Annotated in this window: 18 protein-coding genes and 1 tRNA gene; 16 read left to right on the top strand and 3 right to left on the bottom strand. The window is 64.7% G+C overall.

Annotated elements, in window-relative coordinates; all coding sequences use genetic code 11:
- Positions 1–188: 188 nt before the first annotated feature.
- The 5 genes from FJ417_RS20255 (at position 189) to FJ417_RS20235 (ending at position 3,217) form a co-directional block, all read left to right on the top strand.
- A complete protein-coding gene (locus FJ417_RS20255) occupies positions 189–599 on the top strand; it encodes a VOC family protein (RefSeq protein ID WP_140784687.1) in 411 nt (136 codons plus the stop codon).
- Positions 599–1,291: an RdgB/HAM1 family non-canonical purine NTP pyrophosphatase gene (gene rdgB / locus FJ417_RS20250; RefSeq protein WP_140784688.1), complete on the top strand. Its 693-nt coding sequence runs from the start codon at positions 599–601 to the stop codon at positions 1,289–1,291. The genes FJ417_RS20255 and rdgB overlap by 1 nt, the downstream gene beginning before the upstream one ends.
- Positions 1,288–2,460, top strand: a complete 1,173-nt coding sequence (gene hemW, locus FJ417_RS20245) for a radical SAM family heme chaperone HemW (protein ID WP_140784689.1) — start codon at positions 1,288–1,290, stop codon at positions 2,458–2,460. The genes rdgB and hemW overlap by 4 nt, the downstream gene beginning before the upstream one ends.
- Before the next feature lie 89 nt (positions 2,461–2,549).
- Positions 2,550–2,870 carry a hypothetical protein gene (locus FJ417_RS20240; protein WP_140711216.1) on the top strand — a complete coding sequence of 107 codons (321 nt, stop codon included), beginning with the start codon at positions 2,550–2,552 and terminating at the stop codon, positions 2,868–2,870.
- Between the two features lie 26 nt (positions 2,871–2,896).
- The gene (locus FJ417_RS20235) at positions 2,897–3,217 is read left to right on the top strand and encodes a low molecular weight protein tyrosine phosphatase family protein (protein WP_140784690.1); all 321 of its coding nucleotides are present in this window, start codon (positions 2,897–2,899) and stop codon (positions 3,215–3,217) included.
- Between the two features lie 209 nt (positions 3,218–3,426).
- Here the strand turns inward: FJ417_RS20235 and FJ417_RS20230 are convergent, their stop codons facing one another.
- The gene (locus FJ417_RS20230) at positions 3,427–3,615 is read right to left on the bottom strand and encodes a hypothetical protein (RefSeq protein ID WP_095767932.1); all 189 of its coding nucleotides are present in this window, start codon (positions 3,613–3,615) and stop codon (positions 3,427–3,429) included.
- Positions 3,616–3,829: 214 nt separating this feature from the next.
- On the opposite strand from FJ417_RS20230, the gene rsmI reads away from it, so the two are divergent.
- Together rsmI and FJ417_RS20220 are read left to right on the top strand one after the other, a co-directional pair.
- Positions 3,830–4,720, top strand: a complete 891-nt coding sequence (gene rsmI, locus FJ417_RS20225; protein WP_140784691.1) for a 16S rRNA (cytidine(1402)-2'-O)-methyltransferase — start codon at positions 3,830–3,832, stop codon at positions 4,718–4,720.
- Between the two features lie 51 nt (positions 4,721–4,771).
- Positions 4,772–5,149 (top strand): YraN family protein, encoded by a 378-nt coding sequence (locus tag FJ417_RS20220; RefSeq protein WP_140784692.1) that lies wholly within the window; start codon positions 4,772–4,774, stop codon positions 5,147–5,149.
- Between the two features lie 256 nt (positions 5,150–5,405).
- Here FJ417_RS20220 and FJ417_RS20215 read toward each other — a convergent pair whose 3' ends face one another.
- Entirely contained in the window at positions 5,406–6,212 is an 807-nt protein-coding gene (locus tag FJ417_RS20215) for an undecaprenyl-diphosphate phosphatase (RefSeq protein ID WP_140784693.1), read from the bottom strand.
- A gap of 213 nt (positions 6,213–6,425) precedes the next feature.
- Between FJ417_RS20215 and FJ417_RS20210 the strand changes: the two genes are divergently transcribed.
- The 9 genes from FJ417_RS20210 to FJ417_RS20165 all read left to right on the top strand — a co-directional run bounded on the left by FJ417_RS20210 (position 6,426) and on the right by FJ417_RS20165 (position 15,866).
- Positions 6,426–7,118, top strand: a complete 693-nt coding sequence (locus FJ417_RS20210; RefSeq protein ID WP_140645947.1) for a glutathione S-transferase family protein — start codon at positions 6,426–6,428, stop codon at positions 7,116–7,118.
- Complete coding sequence (queG, locus tag FJ417_RS20205; RefSeq protein ID WP_140784694.1) at positions 7,099–8,250, top strand: tRNA epoxyqueuosine(34) reductase QueG; 1,152 nt, start codon at positions 7,099–7,101, stop codon at positions 8,248–8,250. Before FJ417_RS20210 ends, queG begins: the two co-directional genes overlap by 20 nt.
- 13 nt (positions 8,251–8,263) lie before the next feature.
- The gene (locus FJ417_RS20200; RefSeq protein ID WP_140784695.1) at positions 8,264–9,166 is read left to right on the top strand and encodes an SDR family oxidoreductase; all 903 of its coding nucleotides are present in this window, start codon (positions 8,264–8,266) and stop codon (positions 9,164–9,166) included.
- Between the two features lie 253 nt (positions 9,167–9,419).
- Entirely contained in the window at positions 9,420–10,499 is a 1,080-nt protein-coding gene (gene mepA / locus FJ417_RS20195) for a penicillin-insensitive murein endopeptidase (RefSeq protein WP_140784696.1), read from the top strand.
- A 611-nt stretch (positions 10,500–11,110) separates the two neighbouring features.
- Entirely contained in the window at positions 11,111–12,130 is a 1,020-nt protein-coding gene (locus FJ417_RS20190; protein WP_140784697.1) for a glucokinase, read from the top strand.
- Between the two features lie 80 nt (positions 12,131–12,210).
- A complete protein-coding gene (locus tag FJ417_RS20185; protein ID WP_246687500.1) occupies positions 12,211–14,133 on the top strand; it encodes an ABC transporter ATP-binding protein in 1,923 nt (640 codons plus the stop codon).
- On the top strand, positions 14,130–14,951 hold the full coding sequence (gene dapB / locus FJ417_RS20180; protein ID WP_140784699.1) for a 4-hydroxy-tetrahydrodipicolinate reductase: 822 nt from the start codon (positions 14,130–14,132) through the stop codon (positions 14,949–14,951). Before FJ417_RS20185 ends, dapB begins: the two co-directional genes overlap by 4 nt.
- Positions 14,952–14,981: 30 nt before the next feature.
- Positions 14,982–15,602 carry a 2,3-bisphosphoglycerate-dependent phosphoglycerate mutase gene (locus FJ417_RS20175; RefSeq protein ID WP_140784700.1) on the top strand — a complete coding sequence of 207 codons (621 nt, stop codon included), beginning with the start codon at positions 14,982–14,984 and terminating at the stop codon, positions 15,600–15,602.
- Between the two features lie 179 nt (positions 15,603–15,781).
- Positions 15,782–15,866 (top strand) — tRNA-Leu (locus tag FJ417_RS20165).
- A gap of 365 nt (positions 15,867–16,231) precedes the next feature.
- On the opposite strand, the gene FJ417_RS20160 is transcribed toward FJ417_RS20165, so the two are convergent.
- The gene (locus FJ417_RS20160; protein ID WP_140784702.1) at positions 16,232–16,450 is read right to left on the bottom strand and encodes a hypothetical protein; all 219 of its coding nucleotides are present in this window, start codon (positions 16,448–16,450) and stop codon (positions 16,232–16,234) included.
- Between the last annotated feature and the right edge of the window lie 73 nt (positions 16,451–16,523).

The raw sequence follows: 16,523 nt of genomic DNA, 5'->3' as shown, positions 1-16,523 counted from the left end.
AATGCGATGAGGTCGGCGATCCTTCACACCCCCCTCTGGCCTGCCGGCCATCTCCCCCGCAAGGGGGGAGATCAGGTGTTGTCTCGGCCTTCGCCAATCTCCAGCGCTGAAAGGTTTGCGGCGGCGCCGAAGCTGCTGATCTCCCCCCTTGCGGGGGAGATGGCCGGCAGGCCAGAGGGGGGTGCCTCGTGACTCCCTCGGCAATTTTGGAATCGGCGCTCTATGTGATGGATCTCAATGCCGCCGAAGCCTTCTACCGCGACATCATCGGCCTCGAAGCCTTGGGCAAGATCGAAGGCCGCCACGTCTTTTTCCGCTGCGGCAACGGCGTATTGCTTCTCTTCAACGCGGAGGCGACGAAAATCCCGCCGGCGCCCGACGCCAGGCTGAAGGTGCCGCCGCACGGCACGGCCGGCGAAGGGCACCTCTGCTTCGCCGCGACCGCCGATGAGATCGCCGCATGGCGCAGGCATCTCGCGGCCAGGAACATCGCCATCGAAAGCGATTTCGAGTGGCCGCAGGGCGGGCATTCGATCTATATCCGCGACCCGTCGGGCAATTCGATCGAGTTCGCCGAGCCAAGGATCTGGGGTTTTTGATGCATTCCCTGAATGGACAGAAGATCGTCGTCGCCAGCCACAATGAAGGCAAGCTGCGCGAATTCGCCGACCTGATGGCGCCGTTCGGCTTCGAGGCGAAATCGGCCAAGGAATACGGCCTGTCCGAACCCGACGAGACCGGCACCACCTTCGAGGAGAACGCCTATATCAAAGCATACGCAGCCGCCAAGGCCACCGGCCTGCCGGCGCTGTCGGACGATTCAGGCCTCTGCGTCGACGCGCTCGACGGCGCGCCGGGGGTCTACACCGCCAACTGGGCCGAGAAGCCCGATGGCAGCAGGGATTTCGGCATGGCCATGCAAAAGACGGAAACGGCACTGCAGGAAGCCCGCGCGACCGAGCCCGTCCAGCGCACCGGCCGCTTCGTCGCCGTCATCTGCCTGGCATTTCCGGACGGCGAAGCCGAATATTATCGCGGCGAAGCGGAAGGCACGCTCGTGTGGCCGCCGCGCGGCACGCTCGGCTTCGGCTACGATCCGGTGTTCCTGCCCAACGGTTTCGACAAGACTTTCGGCGAGATGAGCGCGGAAGAAAAGCATGGCTGGAAGCCCGGCCAGGCGACGGCGCTGTCGCACCGCGCCCGCGCCTTCCAGAAATTCGCGCAAGCGCGCCTGGATTTGGCACGTCTGGATTTGGCACGCCTGGATCTGGCGCGACCAGGATCGGCATGAGCGCGGTCACCATACCGCTCGACCGGAGCCCCGGCTTCGGCGTCTACATCCACTGGCCGTTCTGCGCGGCCAAGTGCCCTTACTGCGACTTCAACAGCCATGTCCGCCACCAGCCGGTCGACCAGGAACGCTTTGCCCGCGCCTTCGAGACCGAGCTTGCGACCATGCGCGACCGCACCGGGCCGCGCGAGGTGACCAGCATCTTCCTCGGCGGCGGCACGCCGTCGCTGATGAAGCCGCAAACCGTGGCGGCGGTGCTCGACGCCGTTGCGAAGAACTGGACGGTGCCAGCCGGCATCGAGGTGACGCTGGAGGCCAACCCGTCCTCGGTCGAGGCCGAGCGTTTCCGCGGCTACCGCGCCGCCGGCGTCAACCGCGTGTCGCTAGGCGTGCAGGCGCTCAACGACAAGGATCTGCGCTTCCTTGGCCGGCTGCACAATGTCGAGGAGGCGCTGCACGCCATCGGCCTGGCGCGTGAGATTTTTCCGCGTCTGTCCTTCGACCTGATCTATGCGCGGCCCGGCCAGGCGCCCGAGGCGTGGCGAGCGGAGCTGGAGCAGGCGATCGGCTACGCCGTCGACCACCTGTCGCTGTACCAGCTGACCATCGAGGAGGGCACGCCCTTCCACGCGCTCTACGCGGCGCGGAAATTCACGCTGCCCGACAACGACCACGCCGCCGACCTCTATGCGCTGACGCAGGAGGTGACGGCGGCGCATGGGCTGCCGGCTTACGAGATTTCCAACCACGCCCAACCCGGCGCCGAGAGCCGGCACAATCTGACCTATTGGCGCTACGGCGAATATGTCGGCGTCGGGCCGGGCGCGCATGGCCGCTTCGTCGAGAACGGCCGCCGCACGGTGACGATAGCGGAAAGAATGCCGGAAACCTGGGCCAATCTGGTCGAGGCCAGAGGGCACGGCGTCACCGGCGGCGAGATTTTGACGCGTTCCGAAGAGGCGGACGAGTTCCTGCTGATGGGCCTGCGACTGGCCGAAGGCATCGACCTGCAGCGCTACGAGGCGCTCGCCGGGCGCGGTCTTTCGAGCGCGCGGCTCTCGGTGCTGCAGGAGGAGGGACTGGTGGCGCCGGTCGGCAACGCCCGGCTGCGTGCCACGACCGCCGGCATGATCGTGCTCGATGCGGTGGTGGCGGATCTGGCGCGGTAGAGCAGCGGCCAACGGATTTGTCAGTCTGTACGATGATGCTAGATATTCGGATTGCCTAGCCGAATGCCACGCATCCAATGGGACGTGCAATGAAGTTCCTGATCCATGAGACGCTGCGAACTTTAAACACGGATGACGTTTTTGAGTTTGGATTGACCGAGATTTCGAAGTCCCGTGAGTATCCAGATCTCTATGAAGCAGTGATCGTGTTCGCAAGGAACCAAAAATCGAAAAAGCATAAAACATCGGGCTTGAGCGAGTTTGATGTTGTGCGCAACTTCATGACCTATGTTGGGATAAATTTGAGGGCGGTCGCAAAAGACGATTCGATAGAATTCGACCTAAACGGACTCACTCTCGATCAGTACATACCTCTGACCAAGACGATCCGAGATATGTGGGATGAATAACTGCGGCGAATCAAGAGTGGCAGGTCTTGAAGAACGTCCTCTTCGTCTGCACCCAGAACCGCCTGCGTAGCCCCACCGCCGAGCAGGTGTTTTCCAAACGCCGCGACATCGAGGTCGAATCGGCCGGCACCAATCACGACGCCGACAACCCGCTGACGCATGAGATGGTCGCCTGGGCCGACATCATCTTCGTGATGGAGAAGGCGCACCGCGCCAAGCTGCAGAAGAAATTCCGGTCGAGTCTGAAGGGCGCCAGGGTGATCTGCCTCGACATTCCGGACGATTACGACTTCATGGACCCGGAGCTGGTGCGGTTGCTGGAAGAGAGGGTCAGCAGGTACCTCTGAAGATGTGGCGCTTCCCGCGCGTTCGTCATTCTCGGGCTTGACCCGAGAATCCATGCCGTGACCGGTGCGAAGGGCACGGCGGTGCAGAATTCTGCACCGCTGGCAGAACGTCGATGTAACGGCATGGAGTCCAGGGTCTGCACGCGTCGCTTCGCTCCTTGCTCCGCCCTGGAATGACGAGGCGCGAGGTCGCAAAGGTTGCCGTTAGTTCAAGCGTCGTGCTTCTGGCGGTGCTTGCCACGGTGCTTCTCGCCATGCGCCTCGCCGTGGCGGACAGGCTTCTGGTCGGCCTTGTCGCGGCGCGCGCCGGACTCGGCGGCGATGGGGTGTGGAGGGATGCCCTCGCGGGCGGTCTTGCTTTCAAGTCGGCTGATAAAAATATCGAAGCGATTGGGCATCGTTCGGTCCTGCCTCCTCCCGGGGAATCAGGGGTTAAATTCGCCGATGTGGGTTTCGTTCCGCACTGTGGCAAAGGCATGGCGATTTCCTCACGCCGACCTCACGTTTTGCAACGGGGCGCCAGCCATGCCAAACAGACTTGGTTCTTTCGCAATTCCGGACGGAAAACCGCGACGCACTTTTCCTGGAATTGCTCGGAATGAGGGGCATGCGGTGATCGGCGACAAACGCAGCTATCTGATCGGACAGAGCGAGATCGCGGCGCGGGCGCTTCAGCCGGCGCTCTATCTGGTGGCGACGCCGATCGGCAACCTGGCCGACATCACGCTGCGCGCGCTGGAGACGCTGGCCGCCGCCGATATCGTCGCCTGCGAGGACACGCGCGTCTCGCGCGTGCTGCTGGAGCGCTACGGCATCCGTCGCCGCACCACCGCCTATCACGAGCACAATGCGAGCGAGGCGGGGCCGAAGCTGATCGAGGCGCTGGCGGCCGGGCAGAGCGTGGCGCTGATCTCGGACGCCGGCACGCCGCTGGTCTCCGATCCGGGCTACCGGCTGGTCGGCGAAGCGCTGGAACAAGGTATTCGTGTGGTGCCGATCCCCGGGCCTTCGGCGGCGCTCGCGGCCCTGACCGCTTCCGGCCTGCCGTCCGACGCCTTCCTGTTCGCCGGGTTCCTGCCGGTGAAGACCGGGCAGCGGCTGACCAAGCTCGAAACGTTCAAGGCGGTGCCGGCGACGCTGATCTTCTTCGAATCGCCGCGACGGCTGGCGGAGACGCTTGGCGCCATGGTGGAGGCGCTCGGCGGCGACCGCAAAGCCGCCATCGGCCGCGAGCTGACCAAGACGTTCGAGGAGATGCGCACCGGCACGCTTGCCGAGCTGGCCGACCATTATGCCGCGGCCGACACGCCGAAGGGCGAGATCGTCATCTGCGTCGGCCCGCCGGAGGCGGCGGTGGATCAGCCGGCCGACATCGACCGGCTCCTGCTCTCGCTTGCCGCCGAAATGCCGGCCTCGAAGGCCGCGGCCGAAGCGGCGAAAATGACCGGCGGGCAGAAGCAGGCGCTTTACCGGCGGCTGCTGGAGCTGAGGGACAGACCATGATCCCAAAAAGTGGAACCCGGTTTTTGGAAAAGATCATGGTCAAACAAAGAGATGCCTGAGCGCACGGCCGGCCACCGCCGAAAAGCCTATCGGCGCGGGCATCGCGGCGAATGGCTGGCGGCGCTGGCGCTGATGCTGAAAGGCTACCGCATCCTTGCCCGCCGCCACCGCACCAGGCTCGGCGAGATCGACCTGATCGCCAGGCGCGGCGACCTCGTGCTGTTCGTCGAGGTCAAGGCGCGCCGCACGCTGATCGAGGCGATGGAAGCGATCGGCCGCGAATCGGAGCGCCGGATCGAGGGCGCCGCGGATTTGTGGCTGTCGCGCCAGCCGGATTATGGCAGGCTTTCGATGCGTTTCGACATGGTTGCGGTGCTGCCCTGGCGCTGGCCGGTACATGTCGAGAACGCGTTTTATGGGAGGAATTGATCCCCTTCGTTCGTCATCCTAGGGTGGAGCAGTCGCGAAGCGACGTCGCGGAAACCCTAGGATCCATGCCGTGACCTAGACGCGCTGCCACCGTGCAGAATCTGGATCAAAGAGCGTCGCGTCTAACGAAAGCTATTCGCGACCGCCGCGTTCTACGGTCCGCGTCACGGCATGGATCCTCGGGTCTGCGCGCGTCGCTTCGCTCCTTGCTCCGCCCGTGGATGACGAAGGCGTTTGGTGCGCCGCCTTAGTGTAATCATCCCCAGACCATCAGGGCCACCAGGCCGAGCCCGCCCACCACCAGCCGCCACCAGCCGAACAGCGAATAGCCGTTGCGCGAGACGTAATCGAGCAGGAAGCGCACCACGATCAGCGCGGTGACGAAGGCGGCGATGAAGCCGACGGCGATGATCGGCAGGTCGGACGAGGTCAGCACATTGCGGTTCTTGAAAAGGTCGAAGGCGAAGGCGCCGACCATGGTGGGCATGGCGAGGAAGAAGGAGAATTCGGCCGCCGCTCGCTTGTCGACGCCCATCAGCAGCGCGCCGACGATGGTCGAGCCGGAGCGCGAGGTGCCGGGGATCAGCGACAGGCACTGGAACAGGCCGATCTTCAGATAAAGGCTGGTCGGAAAGAGCTCGACGTCGTGATGGACCGGCTTGAAGTTGATGCGGTCGACGACGAGCAGCACGACGCCGCCGATGATCAGCATGATGCAGATCAGCTGCGGCGATTCGAACAATATGGTCTTGATGAAATCATGCGCCAGCGCGCCGATGACCGCCGCCGGCAGGAAGGCGATCAGGATGCCGATGACGAAATGCCGGGTCTGCGGATCGCTGGGCAGTTTGATCAGCATCTGCCAGAGCTTGCTGAAATAGACGCTGAGGATCGCCAGGATCGCGCCGAGCTGGATCAGGATCTCGAAGGCCTTGCCGGTGGAATGGAAGCCGAGGAAATGGCCGGCAAGCAGGATGTGGCCGGTCGACGACACCGGAATGAACTCGGTCAGGCCCTCCAAAAGCCCAAGCAGCAGCGCTTCGACGATGGTCTGGCTTTCCATGGCAACCTCTGATCTCGGATGACGGCTAGAGCACGACGCCTAAAAGTGTGAAGCGGTTTTCGGACGACATCATGCTCCAAGGGAAGGGCTTGCTTGTCATGGGGCGGAAGTGTCCCTATAGGTCGCAACACCCATGACAGCCCCAGGAATCGGGCGGCCAAGACTTACCGGCGCGGTCGGCCAATTGCCAGTGCGCCTTTTCATCGCGGAACCATGCTGACGCTTTTCCATCATCCCATGTTCGCCACCTGCCGCTTCGCGCGCCTCGCCTTCGGCGAGTATGGCGAGGAACTGGCGCTGATCGAGGAAAAGCCGTGGACGCGGCGCAAGGAGTTTTTGGCGCTGAACCCGGCCGGCACGCTGCCGATCCTGCTTGCCGAAGGCGACGTGCCGATCGTCGGCGCCATGGTGATCGCCGAATATCTCGACGAGACGCGAGGGGTCTTGAAGCGCGACAAGCGGCTGTTCGCCGAGGACCCGATGCAGCGCGCCGAGATCCGCCGGCTGACCGATTGGTATCTGAGCAAGGCCGAAAGCGAAGTGACGCGGCATCTGGTGCGCGAGCGGGTGCTGAAGCCGGTCATGCCGGAGACCGCCGGCGGCGGCTCGCCGGACTCGGCGGCGATCCGCGCCGCGCGCGCCAACATCCGCCAGCACATGAAATACACCAACTGGCTGGCCGGCACGCGCCATTGGCTGGCCGGCAACAAGGTGACCTATGCCGACCTCGCGGCGGCGGCGACGCTTTCGGTGCTCGATTATCTCGGCGAGATCGACTGGCGCGAGCATGCCGCCGCGCGCGAATGGTACACGCGGGTGAAATCGCGGCCGTCGTTCCGGCCGCTGCTTTCCGACCGGGTGCGCGGCCTGTCGCCGGTGTCGCATTATGCGGACCTCGATTTCTGAGAACCTGCGCGCGCTGATCGACGCCGAGGCGCGCCGCGCCGGCTTCGAGGCAGTCGCCGTGACCCGGCCGGACGCGATCCCGCTGGCGCCGGCGAGACTCGCCGAATTCGTATCCGACGGTTTCCACGGCTCGATGGAGTGGATCGCCGAGACGGTTCAGCGGCGGGCCGAGCCCTCGACGCTGTGGCCGGAGGTGCGTTCGATCATCGTGCTGGCGATGAATTACGGCCCGGACCGCGATCCGCGCGATATCCTCGCGAAGTCCGACCGCGGCGCGATCTCGGTCTATGCGCAAAACCGGGACTACCACGATGTGATGAAGGGCCGGCTGAAGGAGATCGCCGGCAAGATCGTCGCGCGCGCCGGCGGCGACGTAAAAGTGTTCGTCGATACCGCGCCTGTCATGGAAAAACCGCTGGCGGAAGCCGCCGGGCTCGGCTGGCAGGGCAAGCACACCAATCTGGTCAGCCGCGCGCATGGCTCGTGGCTGTTCCTCGGCACCATCTTCACCACCGCAGAGCTTGAACCGGACCAGGCCGAGATAGACCATTGCGGCTCCTGCCGCGCCTGCCTCGACGCCTGCCCGACCGACGCGTTCCCGGCGCCTTATCGTCTCGACGCGCGGCGCTGCATCTCCTACCTGACCATCGAGAACAAGGGGCCGATCCCGCGCGAGTTCCGCGACAAGATCGGCAACCGCATCTATGGCTGCGACGACTGCCTGGCCGCCTGTCCGTGGAACAAATTCGCCAGCATGGCTTCGGAGGCGAAGCTTGCGGCGCGCGCCGATCTGCGCGAGCCGAAGCTGTCGGAAATGTTGCTTCTCGACGACGCGGGCTTCCGGTCATTCTTCTCGGGCTCGCCGGTCAAGCGCATCGGCCGCGACCGTTTCATCCGCAACGTGCTGATCGCCGCCGGCAATTCGGGCGATGCATCGCTAACGCCCATTGTGCGCCGCCTGCTCGACGATGCCTCGCCGCTGGTGCGGGGTGCGGCAATCTGGGCCCTGTCGCGATTGCTGTCGGATCGCGAATTTGGCGACCTCGCCGCCACGGCATCGAAGACCGAAACGGAGGCGACGGTCCGCGAGGAATGGCTGGCGGCGCCGGCGAATCCGGCGAAGGCCGATTGAAGGGGGTTCATCGATGGGCGAAAGACGCTTCTTCATCTTCGGCGCCGGCTATTCGGCCAAGGCTTTCGCGCTGGCCAACGCGCACCGCGCGCCGGTCTTTGGTACGACCCGGGCGCCGGAAAAGTTCGAGGCGCTGCGGTCGGCCGGCATCGAGCCGCTGCGGTTCGACGGCGCGCTGTCGCCCGAGCTCAGCGATGCGCTTGCACAGACCACGCATCTCATCGTCTCGGTCGCCCCCGACGACGCCGGCGACCCGGTGCTCAACGCCACCGGCGAGACGATCCGGGCAAAGATGCCGGCGCTCGAATGGATCGGCTATCTCTCGACCGTCGGCGTCTATGGTGACCATGGCGGCGCCTGGGTCGACGAGACCAGCGCTTGCCGCCCGGTGTCGAGGCGCTCGGTGATGCGGGTGGCGGCCGAACAGGAATGGCTGACGCTTGGCCGGGAGATCGGCAAACCGGTGGCGATCCTGCGGCTTTCCGGCATCTACGGACCGGGCCGCAACGCGCTGGCCAATCTCGAGGACGGCACGGCGCGGCGGCTGGTCAAGCCGGACCAGGTGTTCAACCGCATCCATTGCGACGACATCGCCGGCGCGCTTTGGCTTCTGGCTGAAAACAATCTCGGCGGCATCTTCAACGTCACTGATGACGAGCCGGCGCCGCCGCAGGATGTCGTCGCCTATGCCGCCAGGCTGATGGGCGTCACGCCGCCGCCGGAAATTCCCTTCGAGACCGCCCAACTTTCGCCCATGGCGCGGTCTTTCTATGGCGAGAACAAGCGCGTCGCGAATCAGGCGATCAAGGCGGCCGGCTATCGCTTCCGGTTTCCGAACTATCGGATGGCGCTGGAGCGGATGTGGGCCGAGGGCAACTGGCGGAACGGAGCGCCGCGCAGCCCGATCAGAGCATGATCCCGAAAAGTGGGAAGCGGTTTTCGGAAAAGATCATGCTCCAACAAAGAGTTAGATCAGGATGACGATTCAACGAACGTCATCCTGATTGTGAGGATGCCGAAAGTGTGAAACGGGTTTTCGCACGACATTCATCCTTCTTTGATTCAGAGCCGCATGATCGATGCGGGACGCGCGACGTGGTACGATTCGTTCCTGATCGGGTTCGCCTGACCGGGCGGCAAATCGATAGACTGGAGAGGGACCCAGCCGGATGAATTTGCGATCGCTGCCTGACCGCAAACCGTTCCTGACCGCGGCGCTGGCGCTGGTGACGCTGGCGGCGCTGGCGGCTGCCGCCATTTCAGCCGAACCCCGCGCGAAGGACCTGTTCGGCGCCCGGAAACTGCCGGCCGTGGCACCCGCGCAATCCTTCGGCTTCTACTCCAAGGGCTGCTTCACCGGCGGCGTGGCGCTGCCGATGGACGGGCCGACCTGGGAAGTGATGCGCCCGTCGCGCAACCGCCGCTGGGGCCATCCGGCGATGATCGCGCTGATCGAGAAGCTTTCGCGCGACGCGGTAGCCGATGGCTGGCCGGGGCTTCTGGTCGGCGACGTCTCGCAACCGCGCGGCGGACCGATGATGACTGGCCATGCCTCGCACCAGATCGGTCTCGACGCCGACATATGGCTGACGCCGATGCCAACGCGGCCGCTGACCATGGCGCAGCGCGAATCGATGAGCGCGACGCTGATGGTCGACGACAAGACTCATCTGGTGAAGGACGCGCTGTGGACGCCGGCGCATACGCGGCTTTTGAAGCGCGCGGCGAGCTATCCGGAGGTCGAGCGCATCCTGGTCAATGCCGGTATCAAGAAGAAGCTCTGCGACACCGTCACCGGCGATCGCTCCTGGCTGCGCAAGATTCGGCCATTCTGGGGCCATGACTATCATTTCCACATGCGCATCGGCTGCCAGCCGGGCTCGCCTTTCTGCAAGGCGCAGGAGACGACGCTGGAGGACGATGGCTGCGGCAAGCCGCTGGCATGGTGGTTCACCGAGGAGCCGTGGCGGCCGAACAAAAACCCGGACGCACCCAAGGCGCGCGACGTGATGACGATGGCCAATCTGCCGAAGCAATGCCAGGACGTGGTCAATGCGCCGGACGCGCCTTCGCTGGAGGCGGTGACCTATCATGGCGTCGGCGCAGCGGTCGCCGTGGCCGAGCCGCAGCCGACCGAGCCGGCGGAGATGATCTCCAGCGGCAACACCTCGGTTCCGTCGGCGGCAAGCGCCTTCGCGCCGACGCCCAAGATCGGCATCCCGTTGCCGCGCCCACGGCCGGGGAACTAGTTTCCCAGCACAGGGATTTTGACCGGTCGGCTCTGTTTGCGTTGGCAGGTGGCATGCGTTGGAGATTGGCCGAAACGCCCATCGCGATCGTCATTCTAGGGCAGAGCAGGAGCGAAGCTCCGTCGCGAAGACCCTGGAATCCATGCCGTTACCTTCGCCAAGGAGTGCGACGGAGCAAAATTCTTCACCGTGGCAACGCTTCCAAGTCACGGAATTGATTCTATGGTCTGCGCGCGTCGCTTCGCTCCTTGCTCCGCCATAGAATGACGAGGTTGGGGCGGCTTCAACCAATCCCCGGCGTTTGCGCTGATTCACGGAAATGAATGGAAAGTCCTGCACCAAGACAAACGGCAACCTTTCAAAATCCCTGTGTCGGGGAACTAGCGCGGTCTCACCGTTCACGGAAGCGGCGAAACGCCCTATTTCTTTGCTTTGACGCAATTCCGGACGGAAGGTTACGGCGAAGGCGCCGAGCTTAACCGCTCACACTTTTCCTGGAATTGCTCCAAGGCGCAAGCGGGCTTCCCCTTTGCGGGCTCATGCGCTAGTCAATCGATTGAAATGGGCGATGGAAACGGCACAGCGGCGCCGCAACGAGGACGATCAAGAGCATGGCAGGCGAGAACGAGACAGGGCTGCGGTTTCCGGTCCTGATCGGCGATATTGGCGGCACCAATGCGCGCTTCTCGATCGTGCTCGACGCCAATTCGGAAGCGACCGAGCCGCAGATCGTCCAGACGGCTAATTTCAAGACCATCGACGAGGCGATCCAGGCGGCGGTGCTCGACCGCTCGTCCATCCAGCCGAACTCGGCGGTGCTGGCGATCGCCGGGCCGGTCGACGGCGACGAGATCCCGCTCACCAACTGCCCCTGGGTGGTGAAGCCCCGGCAGATGTTCGCCCATCTGGGCCTGAGCGAGGTCGTCGTGCTCAACGATTTCGAGGCGCAGGCGCTGGCCGTGGTGGCGCTCGGCGAAGAGCATATGGAAAAGATCGGCGGCGGCACGCCGGAACCCAATGCGAGCCGGGTCGTGCTTGGCCCCGGCACCGGCCTTGGCGTCGCCGGGCTGATCCATGCGCTCAACCACTGGATCCCGGTACCGGGCGAGGGCGGGCATATGGATATCGGCCCGCGCACGCCGCGCGACTTCGAGGTGTTCCCGCATATCGACAAGCTCGAAGGCCGCATCTCCGGCGAGCAGATCCTGTGCGGACGCGGGCTGGTCAACGTCTATCGCGCCGTCGCCAGGACGGACGGCAAGCCGACGCCTTTCACGACGCCGGCCGAGGTCACGGCGGCCGCGCTTGCCAAATCCGATCCGGTGGCAGAGGAGGCGCTGGCGCTGTTCGTCACCTGCCTCGGCCGCACCGCGGGGGATCTCGCGCTGGTGTTCATGGGCCGCGGCGGCGTGTTCCTGACCGGCGGCATCGCGCAGAAGATCGTGCCGGCGCTGAAAGCCGGCAATTTCCGCGCCGCGTTCGAGGACAAGGCGCCGCACAGCGCGCTGATGCGCGAAATGCCGGTCTATGTGATCACCCATCCGCTGGCGGCGCTGCTCGGGCTCGCCGCCTATGCCAGGACGCCTTCGCTGTTCGGCGTGCAGACGGCGGGCCGGCACTGGCGGGCTTGATCGCGCCAGCGTTAGGGCTGGCGATCGGCCGGCGCGACGAAGTTTCGCCATAGGCAAGCCGTAGCCGGGGCGCTAAGAGGATGCCGAAATGCGGCCCATCCGACACGCGGAAAACCACGAAGCGCCCTGATTTGACTGTTCAAACTTCCCTCAAACTGAAAGTCCAGCCCACCGAGGTCAGCGCGGTGCTGCGCCGCATCCTGGCCGAAAACGGCAAGGAATATCGCTGGACTTATGTCGTCGCCGTCGCCTGCCTGCTGATCGTTTCCGGCACCACCGCCTTCACGGCGTGGATCATGGCCCCGATGATCAACCAGATCTTCTACGAACGGCGCAGCGACATGATCGTCTGGATCTGCGCCGGTTTCATGGGCGCCTCCCTGCTGCGCGGCTTCGCCGGCTATGGCCAGGCAGTGGCGCTGGCGACGATCGGCAACAATCTGGTCGCCCGCTACCAGAAGCGCAGCTTCGACCATCTGATGAAGCTCGGCGTCAACTTCTTCAACGAGACCCGTTCCGGCCGGCTGGCGGCACAGGTCAACGAGAATGTCGGCGGCATCCGAGACCTGCTGTCGCTGACGCTAACTTCCATCAGCCGCGACGCGGTCTCGCTCGTCGCCCTCCTCGGCGTGATGATCTACCAGGATCCGGTGCTGTCGCTCAGCTCGCTGCTGATCGGGCCGCCGTTGATCTGGGCCGTCGTCTACATCACCCGCCGCCTGCGCAAGATCAACCGGGAATCCGTGCTGATCAACTCGCGGCTGAACGGATCGGTGCAGGAGGCCACCCAAGGCATCGCCATCGTCAAGGCCTTCACCCTGGAGGACGAGCTGGCGCGCCGCATCGGCATGATGGCCGACACGGCCGAGCAGCGTAACAACAAGATCGCCCGCGTCGCGGAGCGGCTGTCGCCGATTTCCGAAATCCTGGGCGGCCTCGCCATTACCGCCGTGCTTGCCTATTCCGGCTATCGGGCGCTGGTGCTCGGACAGCCGCCGGGCGCCGTGTTTTCCTTCATCACCGCGCTGATCCTGGCCTATGACCCGGCAAGACGCCTGGCCCGGACACAGGTCGGCATGGAACGTGCCCTGGTCAACGCGCGCATGATCTACGAACTGCTCGACCTCGAGCCGAAGCAGGGTGACGCGCCCGACGCGGTCGAGGCGAAGGTCACTACCGGCGAGGTGCGCTTCAACCATGTGACATTCGGCTACAACGCCGACATGCCGGTGCTCAGGGATTTGAGCTTTACCGCCGCGGCCGGCAAGGTGACGGCCGTCGTCGGCGCATCGGGCGCCGGCAAGTCGACGATGGTGGCGCTGCTGCAGCGCTTCTACGACGTCGACGAGGGCTCGATCGAGGTCGACGGCCAGGATATTGCCAAGGTGACCAAGCATTCGCTGCGCCAATCGATCGCCTATGTGGCGCAGGCGCCTTATCTCTTCGAAGGCACGATCCGCGACAACATCCGCTACGGCCGGCTCTCGGCCACCGACGCCGAGATCGAGCAGGCGGCGAAACAAGCGGCGGCCGACGAGTTCATCCGCCAGCAGCCGGAAGGCTACGACACGCCGGTCGGCGAAGGCGGCTCGACCCTTTCCGGCGGCCAGCGCCAGCGCGTGTCGATCGCGCGCGCCATCGTTCGCCAGGCGCCGATCCTCTTGCTCGACGAGGCGACCTCGGCGCTCGACAACGAGGCGGAGGCGCGCGTGCAGGAAGCGCTGACCCATGTCATGGAAGGGCGCACGACGATCGTGATCGCGCACCGGCTGTCGACCGTGGTCAATGCCGACCACATCATCGTGCTGGAAGAGGGGCGGCTGGTCGAGGAAGGCACGCATGCGACGCTGATGGCCGACCCGCACAGCATCTATGCCCGTTTCCACCGGATCCAGGGCAAGAAGGGGCTGGGGCTTGTCGACGACGTCAAGGCAAGCCAGACTTCGGGCCAAACTCCGGCGCCGCGCAGCCGCGCCAAGAAGACCGTCAGGAGAAGCGCATGAGCGAAGCCGGCGATATGAGCCTGGTTGTGGTGGGCGCCGCCGGCCGCATGGGCCAGACGCTGATCCGCGCCATCCACACCATGCCCGGCGCGCGCGTCGCCGCCGCGATCGAGCGGCCGGACTCGGCGCATCTCGGCAAGGATGCCGGCGAGCTCGCCGGCATCGGCATCATCAACGTGCCGATCGCCGACGATCCGCTGCCGGCCTTCGCCAAGGCCGATGGCGTGCTCGATTTCACGGCTCCAAGCGCGAGCGTCGAATTCGCCGGCTATGCCGCGCAGGCGCGCATCGTCCATGTCATCGGCACCACCGGCTGCTCGGCCGACGACAATGCCAGGATCGCCGCCGCCGCGCGCCATGCCACGATCGTCAAATCCGGCAATATGAGCCTCGGCGTCAATCTTCTGGCGGCGCTGGTCGAGCAGGCGGCGAAGGCGCTCGACCCTGACGATTTCGACATCGAGATCCTGGAAATGCACCACCGGCACAAGGTCGACGCGCCGTCCGGCACGGCGCTGCTGCTCGGCGAAGCGGCGGCGAAGGGGCGCGGCATCGATCTTGCCGACAACAGCGTGCGGGTGCGCGACGGCCATACCGGGGTGCGCAAGACGGGCTCGATCGGCTTTGCCACGCTGCGCGGCGGCTCCGTCGTCGGCGACCACAGCGTGATCCTTGCCGGCACCGGCGAGCGCATCACGCTTTCCCACCATGCCGAGGACCGGGCGATCTTCGCCCGCGGCGCCGTCAAGGCAGCGCTGTGGGCCCGCGCGAAGAAGCCCGGACTTTATTCCATGCGGGACGTGCTCGGCCTGAGCTGATCCCTATCCAAACATTCTATAGGAGCTGACATGTCGGGAACTCTCGTGCTCGTGCGCCACGGCCAGAGCGAATGGAACCTGAAGAACCTGTTCACCGGCTGGCGCGACGTCGGGCTGACCGAGCAGGGCACAGCCGAGGCGCTTGCCGCCGGCGAGAAGCTCAAGGCGCGCGGCCTGAAATTCGACATCGCCTACACCTCTGCCTTGAAGCGGGCGCAGGTGACCTGCCAGCACATCCTCGACATCGTCGGCCAGAGCGACCTGAAGACGATCCGCGACCAGGCGCTCAACGAGCGCGACTATGGCGACCTCTCCGGCCTCAACAAGGACGATGCGCGCAAGAAGTGGGGGGAGGAGCAGGTGCATATCTGGCGTCGCTCCTACGACATCGCGCCGCCCGGCGGCGAAAGCCTGAAGGACACCGGCGCGCGCGTCTGGCCCTATTATCTGCACGACGTGCAGCCGCATGTGCTGCGCGGCGAGACAGTGCTGGTCGCCGCGCATGGCAACTCGCTGCGCGCGCTGATCATGGCGCTGGACGGCAAGTCAGGCGAGGAGATCGTCAAGCTCGAGCTCGGCACCGGCGTGCCGATCATCTACAAGCTCAACGCCGATTCCACCGTGGCGTCGAAGGACGTGCTGGAGGGGTGAGGCGTTGCAAGAAGGGCGCTGGCGCCGACGCCAGCCCTTTCTCCCCGTCACTATACGGGGAGAAATGCCCGGCAGGGCAATGAGGGGCAGCGCCTACGCTGGGAAGAAAGAGGGCCGGCGCTGACGAAAAAAAACCGCGTTGACACACACCGTTTGCCCGCTTACTAGAGCGCCCACCAGCCCAGATGGCGGAATTGGTAGACGCGCACGGTTCAGGTCCGTGTTCCGCAAGGAGTGGAGGTTCGAGTCCTCTTCTGGGCACCATCCTTCGCTCTTCGAGCTTCGGATGGCAGGCCATCCCGGAGTTCCAAGAGCGAAGGGGGCGCCATTCATCCCGACTGCCAACGGGATGCAAGTCTCAACGTTCGCGATCAGCCGTAAGCTTCCAAACTTCGTCATTCCAGGGCGGAGCAAGGAGCGAAGCGAGGCGCGCAGACCCTGGAATCCATGCCGTGACGTCGAGGCGTTGCAGTGGTTACAGAATTCCGCTCCGTTGCACTATATGACCCGCGTCACGGCATGGATTCTCGGGTCAAGCCCGAGAATGACGACATGTGGCCGTTGGCCCAATCTCCCCTTCCGGTCCGTCTCCGAACAAGCCGCTCCAAACCCGGCGACCGGTTTGGTTTTTAAGCTGACTTGCTGACGCTATACATGTGAAGAGCCATGAAGCCGATCGCCAGAAGGACAAAAACCACAGCAAGGCCATAGGGCGCGCGATGTCGTTCCTCAATGGGAGATAGAACCTTCATGTCGCTCAATGGCCCCAATGTGTAATACGCCGAACCCGCAAGTCCGAAACCAAAGGCGAGGATGAGAAACAGGTTATGCCATAAAAAATTCGCCATGGGCCGCCTGCCGGGGTGAAACGCGAAATCTATAGCACCGGGCGATCAGTCGAGGCTAGTTCCGCGGGTCAAG

Source organism: Mesorhizobium sp. B3-1-7 (genome assembly GCF_006439385.1).
Lineage (GTDB): Bacteria > Pseudomonadota > Alphaproteobacteria > Rhizobiales > Rhizobiaceae > Mesorhizobium.
Note: the sequence above shows the minus strand (reverse complement) of the source record. Positions and strands in the feature narration are given on the sequence as shown.

Coding starts and splice junctions, on each gene's coding strand:
- rdgB (WP_140784688.1), top strand. CDS start 599: ATGCATTCCCTGAATGGACAGAAGATCGTCGTCGCCAGCCACAATGAA.
- hemW (WP_140784689.1), top strand. CDS start 1,288: ATGAGCGCGGTCACCATACCGCTCGACCGGAGCCCCGGCTTCGGCGTC.
- FJ417_RS20175 (WP_140784700.1), top strand. CDS start 14,982: ATGTCGGGAACTCTCGTGCTCGTGCGCCACGGCCAGAGCGAATGGAAC.
- FJ417_RS20240 (WP_140711216.1), top strand. CDS start 2,550: ATGAAGTTCCTGATCCATGAGACGCTGCGAACTTTAAACACGGATGAC.
- mepA (WP_140784696.1), top strand. CDS start 9,420: ATGAATTTGCGATCGCTGCCTGACCGCAAACCGTTCCTGACCGCGGCG.
- FJ417_RS20210 (WP_140645947.1), top strand. CDS start 6,426: ATGCTGACGCTTTTCCATCATCCCATGTTCGCCACCTGCCGCTTCGCG.
- dapB (WP_140784699.1), top strand. CDS start 14,130: ATGAGCGAAGCCGGCGATATGAGCCTGGTTGTGGTGGGCGCCGCCGGC.
- FJ417_RS20220 (WP_140784692.1), top strand. CDS start 4,772: ATGCCTGAGCGCACGGCCGGCCACCGCCGAAAAGCCTATCGGCGCGGG.
- FJ417_RS20215 (WP_140784693.1), bottom strand. CDS start 6,212: ATGGAAAGCCAGACCATCGTCGAAGCGCTGCTGCTTGGGCTTTTGGAG.
- queG (WP_140784694.1), top strand. CDS start 7,099: ATGCGGACCTCGATTTCTGAGAACCTGCGCGCGCTGATCGACGCCGAG.
- FJ417_RS20230 (WP_095767932.1), bottom strand. CDS start 3,615: ATGCCCAATCGCTTCGATATTTTTATCAGCCGACTTGAAAGCAAGACC.
- FJ417_RS20200 (WP_140784695.1), top strand. CDS start 8,264: ATGGGCGAAAGACGCTTCTTCATCTTCGGCGCCGGCTATTCGGCCAAG.
- FJ417_RS20190 (WP_140784697.1), top strand. CDS start 11,111: ATGGCAGGCGAGAACGAGACAGGGCTGCGGTTTCCGGTCCTGATCGGC.
- FJ417_RS20160 (WP_140784702.1), bottom strand. CDS start 16,450: ATGGCGAATTTTTTATGGCATAACCTGTTTCTCATCCTCGCCTTTGGT.
- FJ417_RS20185 (WP_246687500.1), top strand. CDS start 12,211: ATGCCGAAATGCGGCCCATCCGACACGCGGAAAACCACGAAGCGCCCT.